Below are 16,931 nucleotides of genomic sequence, written 5' to 3' on the forward strand. Positions count from 1 at the left end.
AGAGTTACTATGATGCACATCAGCTGCGCAGGTATTTGTAATCAGCTTGTCACTTCTGTTCTCTTTATGTTCATCCCATTCGTACGATGACATGATGTTTTACAAAAATACGTTCCAACGGGACAATACCGTCTGGCATCACTTTGCCGTCAAGCTCAACTGAAACAGTTCCGCTGTGAAGATGTTTTTTATTTTCCACTTTGATTTCGTAAAGCGCTTCGCCGTGGCGATAACTCATCTCAAAACCATCCCATGAAGAAGGAAGAACAGGAGCAAAGCTCATGGTCTCGGCGTTCACTTTGAATCCTAAAATATTTTCCAACCACACTCTGTACATCCATGAAGCTGAGCCAGTGTACCAAGACCAACCGCCCATGCCTTTTTTGCCTTCCAAGCTGTAGACATCCGCCGTAATCACGTAAGGCTCAACGCGATAGCGCTCTGCATTTTCTGTGGTCTGCGATTTTCGAATTGGATTGAGCGCATTCAACACTTGGACTGCACGATCTCCATCACCTTGTTTTGCAAGTGCCATCGCAAACCAAATGGCCGCATGTGTATACTGGCCGCCGTTTTCCCGAACGCCTGGAGGATAGCTTTGAATATAGCCCGGAGACGGAAGCGATGTGTTGAAAGGAGGATCGAGCAACAAAACCAATCCATCATCTTGCTGAAACAATTTTTCCCACACTGCATTTAATGCCGTTTTCACTCGCTCTGCATCGGCAGATCCACTTAAGCTTGCCCACGATTGTGAAAGGGAATCAATTTTTGCTTCTTGATTTTTGGCGGAGCCAAGCGGCGAACCATTATCAAAGTAAGCACGGCGATACCATTCACCATCCCAAGCTGAAGCTTCAATGTTTTCCAACAATGTTTTTCGATCAGCTTCATACTGTTCGCTTAGTTTTGTTTGCCCCACAGATTCTGCCATCGCAGACATCTTCAAAAAGATGTCCACCATAAACCATGCAAGCCAAACACTTTCACCTTTTCCCGCAGCGCCAACAAGGTTCATCCCATCGTTCCAATCTCCGGCACCCATCAACGGCAAACCGTTGGCACCAAAGTTTTTGCTGCACTTTACGGCTCGCTGACAATGTTCAAACAAAGATGCACGTTCCAGCGAAACTTCGGGAACAAGAAAATGTTCGAGTTGATCATCTTTAAGAAGTGGAGCATCCAAAAACGGAACAAGCTCATGCAAGATATCGTTATCGCCAGTCACCTGAATGTATTGCGCCACCACAAACGGCAGCCAAAGTAAATCGTCGGAAATGCGAGATCTAATTCCACCACCGCCCGGAAGATGCCACCAATGCTGAACATCCCCTTTTTTAAATTGTCGGCTTGCGGCGAGTAAAATATGTTCACGCGCTAATTGTGGATCGGTATACAAAAACGCCATCACATCTTGCAGCTGATCACGAAAACCATACGCGCCGCCCGATTGATAAAATCCAGAACGCGCCCATATTCTGCAACTTAAGGTTTGATACAGCAGCCAGTGATTCATCAAGATATTTATTTCAGGATCTGGCGTGGTAACAGAAAGCGCGTTCAAGCGTTTGCTCCACCACGTCTTTGTTTTTTTCAGCGCAATTTCCTGGGACAAGTCATCGCGATAATCTTCCAGTAAACGATGAGCTTCCTCTACAGAACCTGCCTCTCCCAGCAGACAAGCTATTTCACGTTGCTCTCCGGGCTCTAGGGTAATCATCAACTGCAAGGCGGCACAAGGATCGAGGCCCGCTCCCGTTTTTCCAGAAAGCGAAACTTTTTCCATCGCAAGAGGATTTCGAAGGCTTCGATTTCGTCCGATAAAAAGATTTCGATCTGCTTCGTACGAACTGAAGACATCACTTAGAGCAACAAATGCAACACGTTCGGGAAAATCGGGGTTGTAATAATTGCGCGCCAACAGTGCATTGGTATCATCATCCCACGTTGTCACCACATGCATTTGCGAGCTTTCGCGAGATTCGCCAAGCGTGAGCTCTACGTAATAGGTTAAAGACAAGTAACGAACGCGTTTTGATTCGTTGCGCAAAACAATTCGCTGCACTTTGATAGGGTCGTAAGCTTCGTCATCAAGAGGAACAAACACTGTCAACTCTTGCGCTATTCCGTGGCTGTTGTGCTCGAAAACGCTATAACCAGCACCATGCCGTGTGCGATATTCACCTTCTTCGCGAACAGGTGCAGCCGTTGGCGTCCAGTAGGTTCCCGTTTCTTCATCTCTCAGGTAAATCGCTTCTGACGCGGGGTTGAGAAGCGCATCGTTTTGCCACTGCGTGAGACGATTTCGTTGGCTATTTCCATACCAGGTAAATCCAGATCCCGTTTCACTTACAAGCGTTCCAAAACTTGGGTTGGCAATTACATTTACCCACGGAGCTGGAGTTTCTAAATTTTCTTTGAGCGTCACTACATATTCAGATCCGTCGGAAGTAAATCCACCAAAACCATTCACTGAAATTAATTCCATAAAAGGCAATGCCGATGAAGGATAACGAACTTCAGCTTTTGTGGCCACAAACGTTGCTTGATCAGCAAGTTTAAGCGACGAACTTAATTGCTGATGCAAAGTTCCTCTTGCTGCCACAATTACTATGTTTGCCACGGCGCGCAGCAAAACCAAATCTTCTTCAGACATTGCATCTCTGCGTTTTAAAAAGATGCTCCCCACTTTACTTTCACTCACATCATGCGAGTGAGAAAGAATGAGATGCTCAAGCTTTTCAAAAAGCGGATGTTCGTACGCCGTTGCTTCTTCACTCAAAATGACAAGATCAGCTTTCAAACCATGAAGCTGCCAATAAGCGTGAGCTTGCAAAAGTTGTTTGACCAAGTTGATATCCCTAGCATCACCAATGACAAGTAAGATGATGGGCAAATCGCCTGAAATAGCATGTTTCCACAAACTGCTTTGACCTTTTCTGTTTTTGGTAATGCGCTCTGAAGAAGAACGTAAAAGTGGATTAGGAAATAAAAGATGACTCGCCATTTGCTGAAAACGTCTTGCTTCATCCGCTTGGATGCGCAGCAAACGAAGCTCTAGCTGCGAAGCTGCCCACGCATAATCAATGGTTCTCTTCACCACCTGTGGATTGCTATATTTTTCGATGAGGTGTAAAACATGCTCCCTGCTTGTGTTTGCCGCCATGACCATAGAAACTTGAACACGCCTTCCCGGTGGAAACGTGAGACTTCGACGCAAACTAAAAATGGGATCTAACACAAAACCTTGGCTATTGCTGAGAGTGCCAACAGCTCCCAGTGGAGAGGCAAGCGAATTTCCGCGACCAATAAAAAGATGACGGTCTGTTTCAAATTGAAGCGGAGATTGTTTCTCCATTTCAGCATCATCAAAGGTAAAACGATGCGCTACGCATATTTGCGCATCATGCTGACTTCGCAATCTTCTGTAGGCAAGTAGCGCTTGATGCTTCTCAATATATTCTGTTTGAACAAACATTTTGTTGAAAGCGGGATGCTGCACATCTGCATTGTGCGGCGCTAAAGAAAGTTCAAAATAACTGGTAAGGTCAATGCGCCTGCTCTGCAGGGAATGATTGGTCAACGTTAGCCGGCGTATCTCAACATCATCATCTGGAGAAACCACCAGTTCAGTTTCCGTTTCAATATCATGATCAACTCGCTGAAACATAGCACTGTCTAAAGTAAAATTTGCGCTATAACTTTCTGGTTCCGTCTGAACGGGGTTATAGGTATTCGACCACAAATATTTTTTGTCGATGTCATGGAGGTAACAAAAACTTCCCCAAGCATCTTGCGTGCGATCAGATCTCCAACGAGTAATATCAAACTCTTGATACTTGCTATAGCCTCCTCCCGAATTGCTCACCATCATGGCGTAGCGGCCATTGGACAAAAGTTGTGTTTTTGGAATCGCTGTATCGGCCGTATCGAACTGGCTTATGGCCGGTGCCGGATCACTTGGGCTTGGCATCGAATAAATTCTCTCGCGCGTTGTAATGTGATGCAACGGCGGCTTCACCGGAATACATTCGTGCAACAAAGGCTCGAAGGCTTTCACTCGTTGATCAGAATGAAAACGCTGCTGCAAAATATTATCATGAAGAACATTGTTCAGCGCTAAAAGGCCCATGCCTTGATGATGCGCCATATACACGCGCACCATTCTTCCCACCATACTGCCTTCTTCGCGGCTGGACTTTCTGCTGAAATCCATTGCTTCAAAATATCCATAGTCACTCAAAAGTCCTCGGCGCAAAAGTCGCTTTAAATTTTTCACCGCTTTTTCTGGCGCCACTTGCAACGCCAATAATGTAGCGTAAGGCGCTACTACAATTTTGTTTCTAATTCCGCGTTTCAATCCAAGTTCAGGAACACCAAATGCGTGGTATTGATACGTTTTGTGAATATCCAAATCTCCAAAAGCCGATTCCGAAATTCCCCACGGAACTTTATGCTTGTCACCATAGGCAATTTGAATGGCAACAGCATCCTTGCTGGCCTTATCCAAAAGAGAATGGGGAAAGGAACGTTGAAAAAGCAGCGGCATCAAGTATTCAAACATGGTACCTGTCCAACTGAGCAATGTTCTGTGTTTGCTGATCACACCGTAAGGTCGATTCATTGCAAACCAATGCTCAACCGGAACATCGCCTCTTGCAATGGCGACAAAACTTCCAAGCCTCGCTTCACTTGCCAAAAGATCGTAAAACGCGCGGTCCAATCTGCCTTCGGAAACATTATATCCAATGGAAAAGAGTCTTCGTTCGGTATTGTAGAGAAATTTCATGTTGGTTAATTTTGTAACACTTGAAATCATTTCTTGTATTTCTTCAATCTCGGCTAAGCGTTGCCGCGCCTTCGTTTCAGCCTGACTGATTTTTTCTAACACTTCATAAATCCATGCATTACCTTCTTTTTTTGCTGCTTCTGCAGACAACTTTAATTCTTGCATCATGGCTACATTACCTTGTGCAATATCTTGCAAAGAAGGAGAACTCGCATCAGGAAAAATAACTTCACTTTCTTCTCCAAGATGTTCTTGGCTTCCTTTTGCAAGCCATCCAAAATATGAGTTTGCAATCTCTAACGCTGATTTCATCTGACTTTTAAGCTGATCCATCCAATACAAAACATGTTCATACTCAGAAACGGCTGCGCGATGTTTTTCGAAAAAGTGCTCAAACTGTTCAGATGAAAGGTGAAGGAGTGAAATTATTTTTTCTTTTTGATACGGAGGATTTTCCCACATCTTGCACATTGCCTGAAGACCATATCCATCCCAGTGGCTGACATCAGCATTCAAAACTGCATCTTGAAGTACATCTGCAGTATCGCACAAACCACGAAAAACTTTCTCATCTAAAAGTGGCTTACTCTTCAGTTGCGAAAGCCCTTCATTTAACGTCCAAAGCGAGGCAAGAAAATTTCCACTATCTACAGTAGAAACGTAACGAGGATTCAAAGGCTCCAAAGTGTTCAGGTCATACCAATTTAACAAGTGACCTTCATAACGCTGAAGCTTGTTGATGCTTTTCATGGTTTGCATCAGCTTAAACACAAGCTCATCAAGCGTAAGATAGCCGAAGTCGTAAGCGCTTAATGCACTTAGCATCCACAGCCCAATGTTGGTGGGGCTGGTTCTCATGGCCAACTGATTTTGATACGAAACTTGATAGTTGTCGGCGGGAAGCCAAAAAGTTTCCTCTTGAACGAAACGAGAAAAATAACGCCACGTACGTCTGGCTATATTTCTGAGGAACAAACTGTTTTGTTCAGAAAGAAGATACTGAGGAGAAACTTGTTCTTGTTTACGGTTTAGCAGGCATCCCACTATTGGTAAGCTTGTCCACAGCAGCAACACCAGGTACGCGGAAAAATGACTGAACGCCTGAACATATCGCAAAGCCAAAGCAGCAAGAATGCTTAAGCCACTCAAACTCAACATGGGCATCATCATGTGAAAAAAAACATTGTCCGCACTTTTTTGTTTTTGTTGCGCTGAACTCCATTCCAAAAGATAACGATGAGAAATACTGCGTCGATAAACCACACGAGCAATGGCATCCAGAGCCAAAAAGGCTTCGTATGGAAGCAAAATAAATTGAATAAGCTCGCGCAGAAGATTATGGCCAAAGCGAGAAAGCGAAACTCCCTTTAGCGCGCGGCGGGTTGTCATCCAGGTAAACATTTGCGCTAAAGAAGAAAACGTACATTGAGCAAACACAATGGCCGCGGCAAACAAAGCTGCGCGCGGAGAATGTATCCAGGAAACAAACAACAAGACTATGTTTGAAAGCGGCAACAAACTGCGCCGCAAATTATCAAAAATTTTCCAGCGTGAAAAAAGTGAAAGTTGATTCTTTTTTTTTCCTCCCCCAAACTGCGGCACCTTTGGTTTGAGCCAATCAACAATTTGCCAATCCCCGCGAATCCAGCGATGACTGCGTTTGCTGTACTGCACATAATTTTGAGGGAATTCATCATAGAGTTCAATATCAGTTGCCAAGCCCACACCTACGTGTTCGCCCTCGATTAAATCGTGGCTCAAAAGCCAGCTTTCGGGAAAACGATTTCTCAACACTTTGCTAAAAGCGCGAACATCATAAATTCCTTTTCCATGATAGGAACCTTTTCCCGACAAGTCTTGATAAACATCAAACACCGCACGAGAGTAAGGATCGACACCAACTTGATCTGAAAAAAGTTTTGCAAACGGAGAACCCGTAGCGCTTGGCAGAGATGAACTTACTCGCGGTTGGATAACAGCATAGCCATCAGCAATAGCGCCTGATTCATCAAACTGAACTTGATTCAGCGGATGAGCCAGAGTTTCAACCATTCTTCTGGCTGCATTATGTGGCAAACTTGTATCGCTATCGAGGGTGATGACAAATCGAATATGCGAAAGATGATCTCCATTTCCAACGTAGACTAAATCACTTGCGGTGGAAGACCTTGTGCCATCCAGCAAACTGTTGAGCTCTTCAAGTTTGCCGCGTTTTCGCTCCCATCCCATATATTTTTTTTCCGATTCACACCACGTGCGTTCACGATGAAAAAGAAAAAAATGGCCAGCGCCATGACGTTCATTAAGTTCTTCAATGCAAGCAACTGCTGTCTGTAATAAACTTTCATCCTGGCTAAGATGGGGAACATCGGCATCAATGTAATCACTAAACAAACTGAAGAGTAAGTTTTTTTCCTTATTTGCTAAATAGCGAATTTCTAGTTTTTCTACTTCTGCATGAATGGTTTCTTTATCCACCAACATCATTGGCACCACAATGAGGGTTCGAAATTCATCGGGAATACCTTTGAGCTTGAAGTTCATTTTTGAAAGAACGCGAAACGGAAACGTCCTCATAATAATATAATTTGTCACATCGAGTGACAGCTGGCTTAGTGGTAGCAAGAGCAAGAGAGCAAAGAGAAATGAAACAGAAGAAGAAAAAGGTGAAAAATCAAAAGAAAAAAGAATCCCAAAAAAGAGGACCTCAAAAAAACTGATGGTCAATAAATAAACTGAAGTATGATGACGATAAATCCATTGAAAAAATCGAAATCGTTTTTTCTCACGACCTGAGATTGTTTTTACTAAATATTTTCTTCCCTTTCCAAGCAAATAATATCCAACATGCGTATCTTGTTGCTTGAATTCTGATTCATCAGCAGCTTGTTGTGCAAGACGAAGAACTTGTTTTGCCACTTGCTCTTCGGAAAGCGCTGAACCGCGATGCAGGTCTTCAATGGCCTGGCGATAACGATTGCGAGTGGTGAAGTCCATTGCAGCATACACTTCAGCGGGATCTTTCCTCAAAATTATTTCCACCACACTTAATTGTTCAAAACAATCTTTCCAATCAAGCAACCCAAGCTGACGAAGGCTGGTAAAGGCTTTCCCGATGGAGACATGATCTTTTGCCTGACGCTTTTTCTCATGTACCTTAATTTCGTGAAGTGATTTTTTAAAAATGCGCTCAAGCCAATTTTGCACAGACGATAAAATATCACCTTCATCATAAAGATAATCGATAAGCTGAGAGGCAAAATAAGTGCTGGGATTGGAATTGTTTTTGATGAGCTCGGAAAGAACTAAAAAAAGCATCGCGGGCGCACGTCTATTTACAACGATGAGCCTATTTGCCCAGTAAGCAGCTTCATCTCTTTCGCGCAACTCTCTTGAGGCTTTGAGTGCAATATGTTGAAGGGCTTCTACAAGCACAATGCGAAGCGTTTGCGGAAGAGCCCATAATTCCGCAATCGATAGAGGTGAAATATGTTGATACGATTTAAGAAAGGCAAGAATATTTTCTTGATCCAAATGCAAATCGGTATGCGACAACAACTCTTTGGCAATTCCATAAATACGCGGATAGCCGCGATAGTTCTCACTGAGCAAGGCGGGAAACTGTTGATAGTAGCGCTTTGTCAAGTTGAGCTGAACATCACGCACATTACTTTCCAAAACGTACTCGTTATCAAGAAGCCACTCTGCAACAGGCGACACACTTTCTTCAGTTCTACTTGCTTCCAACAAATTTTCGCAGATGCGATGAATCCAGTTATAATTTTCTTCAAGCTGCTGAAGGAGTTTTGTATCGGCAAGCGGCTCGAGATCAAGCTGATGATCCATTGCCAAGCGCTCTGCATGTTCTTCAAGTTGTACCAGCGTTAACACAACACCCGCACTCCACGCATCTTTAACCAAAAATTCCGACTTGGGATGAAGGACAAAAATGGTAATGGGTATTTCAGTATTTTCCAGAAGAAAGGCTTTTGCCGCACCCAATTTTTTAACGGGAAGTTGCACAATCAGAATTGTTTCGCCCGCAACCAAAACACTTGAATGTTCCTGAATCAGTTTTGGAGAAACACCAAAACGTGATCGCGTTACGGAAAGAAAAGTGATCAACGCTCCAAAAATGCCCGCCAGAAAAAAAGCTAGTGGCGGTGAAAACCAACTCGGAATGAGCGCTGGGAAATCAAACGCAATCCAAAACCCAAGAAGTGCACCTAAAAGAAAGGCGAGAAGGCTAACGTAAATCCGCTGCCGGGGAAAAGAATCCCAAACTTCAAGCTGCCCATCGCTTCCCTTGCTAATCCATGCAAGACGCTTGTATCCGCGTTGCTGCATTTTTTTACAAACGCTGCGGGCTTCATGTTTTTTCGTAAAATATCCAAGGAGTGTGCCTGTTTTCATGCGAAAGACACTATCCACAAAGGGGATAGAGCGCAAACAATACCGCTGCCAATTTTACCGCAAGAGAACTTATGTTCAAAACGGTCTCAACTTTAAGCTGTTTATCACTTAGAAAAATTTAAACTGTATTCAGTATACTTTTCTCACTCAACTTTCTGCTTTACAGATGAAAGATGAGAACTTAGGCATTTCGTTCGTTATGCACCAAAGGTGCTTACAAAGGGGTTTGTATGAAGATGAAAAAAATAATCACCACCACGCTCCCAGTTTGCTTCATGTTTTTCTTTCTGCTGAGCTCAACTGTTTTGGCTGACACGATAAGCTATCCTGGAGATGCCCCTTGTAACGGAACACTTCAAGATTGTATCGATGCAGCTGCAAATGGCGACACCATTGAACTTGCCACAAACAATCGCATCAACGAATCGTTAACGATTAAAAAATCTATCACCCTCACCACGGCAAGTGGTTTTGCTCCAAAACTAGGAAGCACCACAAGTTTGATTCCAAAAATTATTGCTATTGAAGATGACGATGAAGCCATTATGGTTTCATTCACACATCTTCTTTTCGATAATGCCGTCGTCGAAGTAAGCTTTAGCCTTTTCGAAGGCAACAGCTTTACCATGCAACATTCTACCTTGAGCAATCCGGACGACCACAACAATACTCATGGTATTGATTTAAACCTGCGCACTTCTTCAACCATACTTTTGCAGCACAACACCATTCTCTCTTCAGGAGCGGGCCTTAACGTGTTGGGTTCACTCAATGAAAACAACACTGCTTCTGTTTCTCTTTTCGGAAATAGAATCAGCACCACCAACAACTCCGACTATAATTACCAAGGCATTCGAATTGATAATACTTTTAAAGGCGAGTTCAATGTCGACATTCAAAGCAATGTCATTCACAACATCGGTGGCTGCAATTGCGGCGGACCAGCCGGAGTTGAGATTTATCAAGATGCTGTTGGCACTGCAAACTTCAACATTCTGAACAATACTTTTGAGAGTATTGCTGGCAATGGAATTATCATCAATACTTTAGATTTTAGCTCTGGACTAACGCTTGTAAACATTTTCAACAACACTGTGAGCAATGTTGAAAACCTAGGCATTTCACTTCCTGATGCCGATGCAAATCTCATTATAGTAAGTGACTACAATAATTTTCACCAAAACCAAAACGGTGAAGAATGGGGAGATTACGAACCAGGAGACAACAACCTCGCTGTTGATCCTCTTTTTATGAACATTGCTCAACAGAACTACAGACTTCAAACAAGCTCACCTCTCTTAAATGCAGGAAACTCTTCTGTAAGCGGTCTTCTTTTTTCTTCCGTTGATGCTGCAAATAGCAACCGAAATGTGGGTGCTGAAATTGACCTTGGTGCATATGAAGCTGCAACAGACTTACAACTTTTCTTAAGCATTTCTGCAAACACTGTAACGGTTGGCGATGAGCTTTCTGCCACTGCTCAAATTATCAACAACGGCCCAGATGCAGACACAGCAAGCTTTAGCGGGAGCATCACTTCTGGAAAAATTCTTTTTACAGAACCTTCACAAGGAATATGCAACAACACCGACACTGAACTTACGTGCACTTTAGGAGAAATTGCAGATCTAGAAAATGTCACCATCGCCATCACGATTGAAGCAACCGAAGAAGGCTTACTTTCTTTTAACGCCAACACTACCGGAACAAGGCCAGATCAAGATCTCACGAATAACTCTGCTTCAACCGGAGATATTGACACGAACCTTGTTACAAATGGAATAAATGCTTCAGGAACAAATGGCGGAGGCGGTTGTCAGCTTGGAGTAAATACAACGCAGGCAACTCCACTCCAATTTTTTCTCTCTGTTATGGGAGCAGTGTTGTTGCTTGGCAGCTTCAAACGAAAATTGCAGCGATAATCTGGGTCATCCCCGCATGCTGTTAGCGGGGATCTCATCGATCAATTGTCAGAGGAGATTGCCACATCTGCCTTTGGCAGATTCGCAATGACAAAACAAAACTTTTACTCAACGTTCATGAGCACCAATATCGGGGCCAGCTCCTTGTGGCCTTGCCACTTCGAGCCGATCAACACTTACACTTTCTTCTGGCAAAGCTTGATCTACAGCAGGTGAAGCAGCATCAACAGTAAGCGCATTTCCTACAAGATTGTTAAACAAAGGATCTGCGCTGATGTTTCCTGAAATAGTACTTGGATCATCTGCATCAAAACCAACTTTACTATTAAGGTCTTCACTCGTTCCAATAGGATTATTCCCAGCGGCTGCAAAATCATAATATATGGCAAGATCACATGAAGAATTCAGATGAATCAAATTATTTTGAAAGGTAAGCGGACTTGCAGCATGCACGCCTTCTGCACCTGCACTGTTATTAAACTCATACAAACCAAACACATTACATCCCGCCAGCGCTTCTTGATGAACCGAAATAAGATTGTTGTTCACGCGCTGTGCTCGATGTGCCAAAAAATGTTCCACGAACGCATCAACATCAGCATAACTTAAAATAATTCCTCCCACATCATTTTCAACATTGTTCAGAAAAATGCTGTTATGAAGAATATCACTTTGAGACATCATGCTAAAAATACCGCCGGCAAAACCAGAACCACCTTGCGTTGCATAGATTTCATTATTTACAATACGTGAACTTTCTCGCGCGAGCCAAACACTGATACCCACAAAACTTCCTATGTTACCGTGAAGAAAAATGCGGTTTCCTTCAGCTTGTAACAATTCTGAAAAAGTAAGCTGCTCTTGATTGACATCTGCAAATGAAGGAGTGAAATAGGAAAGCCCCGTAGAAACAGCTGTGACACTAGAATGCTCGCCAGAAAAATCGAGGTTGTTCTTCAAAGATCGAAGTGAAAATCGTGCGCGTTGATCAGTAGCGTTATCGTCATTTTTATTATTTTCATCATCAGTTACAGAAATTCCAAAGTGGCTTTCAGAACGACCCTCACTTGTCATTTGATTCTCTTGAAGAACTACTTCTAAATTTCCTTCAGAATTTATTTCAGGAAACGCCAACACAATAGCGTTATAGCCCTGAGGAAGTGCCGGCCCAGCAACATCTGTGCCTCGGTTCGTAAAAATGCTCTTTCGAAAGCGAACCGTGAAATCAGTGTTTTCCGCTGTTTTTGTAAGCAGCAGCGCATTGACCGCGACGTTTCTATTTACAGTTGGAGCAAGCAACTCGAAATGAGAATTCGAAACTTCAAGATTTGCATTACTCGCAATAAAGTTGAGTTCATTTTGTTCACCTACAACATGAAGCGCATCGATAGTACTCGTTGTGTTTTGCGCCAGGAAGGTAATGCGAAGATTTTGATTTCCCGAATGAAGCTCCAAAGGATACGTAAGTGTTGCTGGCACACCCGTAATATCGACAAGGTTTGCAGTGAAGTCGCGTGATCTTACACCATCTTCCAATAAACCATATCCTCCAAAAAGATTTATATTATTCTCAAGCGTTACATCTTCTGCATAGACACCTTTCACAAGATGCACATTCCGGCTCCCCTCTGGCAACGCTGCAGCAAGGTTTAGCGCCTGCGCAATATTTTTCACTGGGCTTTCAAACGAGCCATCGTTTGCATCTTCACCTTCATTGGCAGACACCCAAACTCCTTCTGATTTATTTCCATCTATGCCATCGCAGTTGCTATCGGTGATCGCATCGTCAGGAAGATCAGCTGCGCCAGGGAAAATGGCAGCGTCTAAATCGTTGCAGTCGAGCGTGTTTTCAACCGTATCACCATCGGCATCTGTGTCTTCGCTGTTGATAATACCATCTTGATCGAGGTCATCATTTGGCCCCAGTCCAATTGCAAGTTGTACATTTGAAGAAGCTCCACCGCAAGAAGAGCAGCCTGCAGAAAAAAGAAGGGCACAGACAAAAAGAACGGAAAAGAAACGGAACATAAATACTCCTTTGAAAATGGTAGATTACTGCCAGGAGCGTACTTCTTTTTTAACGCCGAAACCACAAAAATAAATATAGGCAACAGCAAACACAGCAATAACAAGCATTTAAAGGCTCTTCTCATCTTCTGGCATGGCTTTCATTTTTCTTATGGCTACAGCTGGAAATGCACTTAAAAGCGAAATGAAAACAGCAGCACAATATGGCAATGCTTGCACCAACAACACCACTACCCACACATGCATATCTATGCTTGTAATGCCCTGATGACGTAGAAGCAAATAGGCAAGCGAAAAAAGCACGCAGACAAAGAGCATTTCTTCTCTCACGCTTGAGAGCGCCCGCAAAAACGCATGGGGGCTAGCATTCTTAGGAGTTCGAAAAAACGGCAAGCCTTGGGTAAACAGGCCTTGAAGAACAGCACTTGCAATGGTGTGAGAAAGCGCAATGCCTGCAAACAACGCTCCTGCTATCTGAAGCAATCCACATCGCATTCTGCGCTGATAGAGGTAAATAAGTTTCCCCAGTTTAAACACAAAAAGAAAAAGGGGCAGAAAAGAAAATTCCAACAAAGGAGGATCGATGTGCCTTGGAAAAAGCAACATGGCCATGCTCCAAAAAATAGCCAAGCCATTAAACACAAAGTTGGCTGCATCTGCCATCCACGGCAACCAACCCGCAATAAAATGATAGCGCTGTCCAAACGTAAGCTCTGTTTTTTTTTCGCCCAAACAAAGCTGAAAAATGCTTTCGCAAAATTTGCATAGAACCATATGCCCATCTTAGTCGCTGCTTTTTGAAATCAATAAATGTGTCGGGGATTAAACCTGTTCCGTATGTTTTTGGAATATACAAGGCTTCATATCCATGTTCGAAAATATTGAGACCAAGTTCAGCATCTTCGGTAATGCACCACTGAGCCCACTTTCCCACTTGGAGCAACACCGATTTTTTTACTAAGGTCATCGTGCCATGTTGAATGATGGCATTGCGTTCATTTCGTGTCATCATTCCAATGAAGAAGAAACCGCGGTACTCTGCATAGCAAGCGGCTTTGAAGGCACTCTCGTTGGCATCGCGATAATCTTGTGGCGCTTGCACAATGGCAACTTTCTCATTTGAAAATTGTGGAACTAAATCGCTTAGCCAATTTTCGCTCACCACATAATCACTATCAATCACTCCAATAATTTCTGCTCGCTCATCTGTTTTTTCCAAAGCAAAATTAAGCGCGCCCGCTTTAAATCCCTTCAACTCATCTACATGAAAAAACCGAAAGTGTTTTCCCAGTTGAGCGCAATGTTCTTTCACTGGCTTCCAGATCGCTTCATCTTTTGTGTTGTTATCAACCACAATCACTTCATAAGCAGGATAGTTTAAACGAGAAAGCGCAGACAGCGTTTCCATCACCATTTGCGGCGGCTCATTGTACGTGGGAACATGAAGCGAAACCATGGGCAAAGGGTAATCACCAGCATCATGCACTTCCAATGGCCTTCGCCATTTTCCAAGCCACATTGCTTCTGCCCATTCATGCGCTTCGGTTAAAATAACAACCACAACTCCCACCATGCCGGTGAGCACCAAAATTCCTACCACTATAGACGTAACACTTAAGTACTGCTGAAAATATTTGTACACAATCCACACGGCGATGGTGGCCAAAAAATAAGCGATAACCGCAAGAAAGCTTCTGCCGCGGGTTTTAAGCGTGGCACTGTCTGTTAGAAGGAAGGTAAGCAGAATAGCAGCAATTAAAACTGAAATACCTGCCAAGGTTTGCCAATCTGGAATGGCAACAATGGGTGCAGTAAATGAAAACTTTTGATTTCGCTCAACATCATACACTCCCCAATAGGCTCCAACTGCTCCTTCGGTTTCTTGCTTCCACGGTTGGTCGAAAGCTTCCATCACATAATAAATATAGTTTTCTTTTTCGGCTCTTGCCAAAAATCGACGAAGAAAAATAGCTTCATTGGAAGGAGACGCAACAGCAGAGCCACGAATACGGCCATTGCTAGGCCAGCCAACTTCACTAATCACAATGGGCTTACGAGGAAATTGCTGTTTTAATTTTTCCATTAAAGAGACGATGTAGTCTACTGCAAGATCAAGGTGAATCCCTTCCCAATAGGGAAGCATGTGCACCGCAATAAAATCTACATGTTCTGCAAGCTCAGGATATTTAAGCCACACATGCCAAGGCTCGGCAGTGCTGACGGGAACTTGAAGTTCAGAGCGAGCCTTGTCTAAATAAGGAATAAGTTCTTCAACCGTAACATCGCCGCGAAGCAAAGCCTCGTTCCCCACAATGGCACGCACAACATTGTTATGCTTCGCTGCAACGTCAATAAGTTTCCTTATTTCCAAGTCGTTATTTTCCAGCCTCGTATCAATCCACGCTCCCAGCGTTACATTCAGCTGATGCTTTTCTGCTAATTCTGGAACATGCACAAACGCTTCTTCCATTGAATACGTACGAACGGCATGCGCTTTTTTTGAAAGCAATGCTAAGTCAGCTTCAATTTCCTCTTTGCTCGGAAAGACTTGTTCTAAGGGGCTTTGCTCCATTCGTATGGGAGAAAAAGAAAATCCTTGAACGGCCGCGGGCCAAGCAGGCTCTTGCTCTGGCCGGTAAAAATATCCCCACAAGCACAAGGTGAGCAAGGCAACGGAAAGTCCAACAATAGTATTTGCTGCACTAAAAAATTTTTTCATGAAGGTCTTTTTCCTGTAGATGAGATGCTTTCTGTGAACGAAGAAAGTGGCGGAAATATAACACAGTCAAACTCCTGCGATGCAAGAAGTTTTCTATCAGCGTTTTTAAATTCCCTTTTCTTTTTTTATCACTTTACATTATACATGCTCGCATGGATCTTTCGCACCTTGTTCCACAACAACCAGGCGATGAACTTTTGCAAATGGCGCACTCATTTGGTTTGGGGCTTATCATTGCTGGTATTATGTTTAGCATTGTGGGATGGGGCTCTTGGCGTTATGGCCGAAAACGCCAGAGTGGAAGACATATGCTGCTTGGCGTTACCCTTATGATTTACCCCTATTTTGTAAGCAGCCTTCCCCTTTCACTCCTCTTGGGTTTTGTGCTAAGTTTTTTTATTTTTTGGCCTCCACTTTAAGCAACATCAAAGGATATCATCATGAATTTAAAAACACTCCTTCTTTTTATTTCGCTTTTGCTTTTTGGCAGCATCACTTATGCTGCGCAGATGAATACACATCCTTCAGGCTTAAAGTATCTCGACGAAAAACTTGGAAACGGCACAACTGCTATCAGCGGAAAAACAGTTGTGGTGCACTATATCGGCTGGTTGAACACCAACAATGCTAAAGGCCAAAAGTTTGATAGCTCAGTCGATCGAGGCCAAGCTTTTGTGTTTCACCTTGGCGCTGGCCAAGTTATTCGCGGTTGGGATGAAGGCGTTGCTGGCATGAAAGTGGGCGGAAAACGCACCTTGTATATTCCATCTGCTCTTGGCTATGGAAGTCGCGGCGCGGGAAATGTCATCCCTCCAAATACAAACCTCATCTTTGATGTTGAACTTCTTGAAGTGAAGTAGGCTTTTCTTTGTCACCAGCGGGAATCCAACAATTCAACCATTTTGCTGTCATCCTGAGTGCAACGAAGGATCTCCTCTGACAATCCTAAAACCGAGATCACCACGTCGCTATGCTCCTCGTGATGGGCATAATGGCAAAAAATGTGTGCTCGAGTTACCACTATCCTAAATAAATTCAAATAGTTGTTGATACTAAATTC

Annotated in this window: 5 protein-coding genes and 1 pseudogene; 3 read left to right on the forward strand and 3 right to left on the reverse strand. The window is 43.4% G+C overall.

What is annotated here, in order from left to right:
- Positions 1-70: 70 nt before the first annotated feature.
- A complete protein-coding gene (locus COV43_09070) occupies positions 71-9,202 on the reverse strand; it encodes a glycosyl transferase (GenBank protein ID PIR24705.1) in 9,132 nt (3,043 codons plus the stop codon).
- 230 nt (positions 9,203-9,432) lie between these two features.
- Here COV43_09070 and COV43_09075 point away from each other — a divergent pair, with 230 nt between their 5' ends.
- Positions 9,433-11,124, forward strand: a complete 1,692-nt coding sequence (locus tag COV43_09075; GenBank protein ID PIR24706.1) for a hypothetical protein — start codon at positions 9,433-9,435, stop codon at positions 11,122-11,124.
- A 108-nt stretch (positions 11,125-11,232) separates the two neighbouring features.
- Here the strand turns inward: COV43_09075 and COV43_09080 are convergent, their stop codons facing one another.
- Both COV43_09080 and COV43_09085 read right to left on the reverse strand, forming a co-directional pair.
- Positions 11,233-13,152, reverse strand: a complete 1,920-nt coding sequence (locus tag COV43_09080; protein ID PIR24707.1) for a hypothetical protein — start codon at positions 13,150-13,152, stop codon at positions 11,233-11,235.
- 108 nt (positions 13,153-13,260) lie between these two features.
- Positions 13,261-15,871, reverse strand: a pseudogene (locus tag COV43_09085) (beta-(1-3)-glucosyl transferase).
- 152 nt (positions 15,872-16,023) lie between these two features.
- Here COV43_09085 and COV43_09090 point away from each other — a divergent pair.
- Both COV43_09090 and COV43_09095 read left to right on the forward strand, forming a co-directional pair.
- Positions 16,024-16,290 carry a hypothetical protein gene (locus COV43_09090; protein ID PIR24708.1) on the forward strand — a complete coding sequence of 89 codons (267 nt, stop codon included), beginning with the start codon at positions 16,024-16,026 and terminating at the stop codon, positions 16,288-16,290.
- A 90-nt stretch (positions 16,291-16,380) separates the two neighbouring features.
- Positions 16,381-16,731: a peptidylprolyl isomerase gene (locus tag COV43_09095; GenBank protein ID PIR24710.1), complete on the forward strand. Its 351-nt coding sequence runs from the start codon at positions 16,381-16,383 to the stop codon at positions 16,729-16,731.
- Positions 16,732-16,931: the final 200 nt, after the last annotated feature.

Source organism: Deltaproteobacteria bacterium CG11_big_fil_rev_8_21_14_0_20_42_23, assembly GCA_002796345.1.
Taxonomy (GTDB): Bacteria; UBA10199; UBA10199; order 2-02-FULL-44-16; family 2-02-FULL-44-16; genus 1-14-0-20-42-23.

Bases quoted from the DNA above. Each gene is read 5' to 3' on its own strand.
- COV43_09080 (PIR24707.1), bottom strand. From the start codon at position 13,152: ATGTTCCGTTTCTTTTCCGTTCTTTTTGTCTGTGCCCTTCTTTTTTCT.
- COV43_09075 (PIR24706.1), top strand. From the start codon at position 9,433: ATGAAGATGAAAAAAATAATCACCACCACGCTCCCAGTTTGCTTCATG.
- COV43_09095 (PIR24710.1), top strand. From the start codon at position 16,381: ATGAATACACATCCTTCAGGCTTAAAGTATCTCGACGAAAAACTTGGA.
- COV43_09090 (PIR24708.1), top strand. From the start codon at position 16,024: ATGGATCTTTCGCACCTTGTTCCACAACAACCAGGCGATGAACTTTTG.
- COV43_09070 (PIR24705.1), bottom strand. From the start codon at position 9,202: ATGAAAACAGGCACACTCCTTGGATATTTTACGAAAAAACATGAAGCC.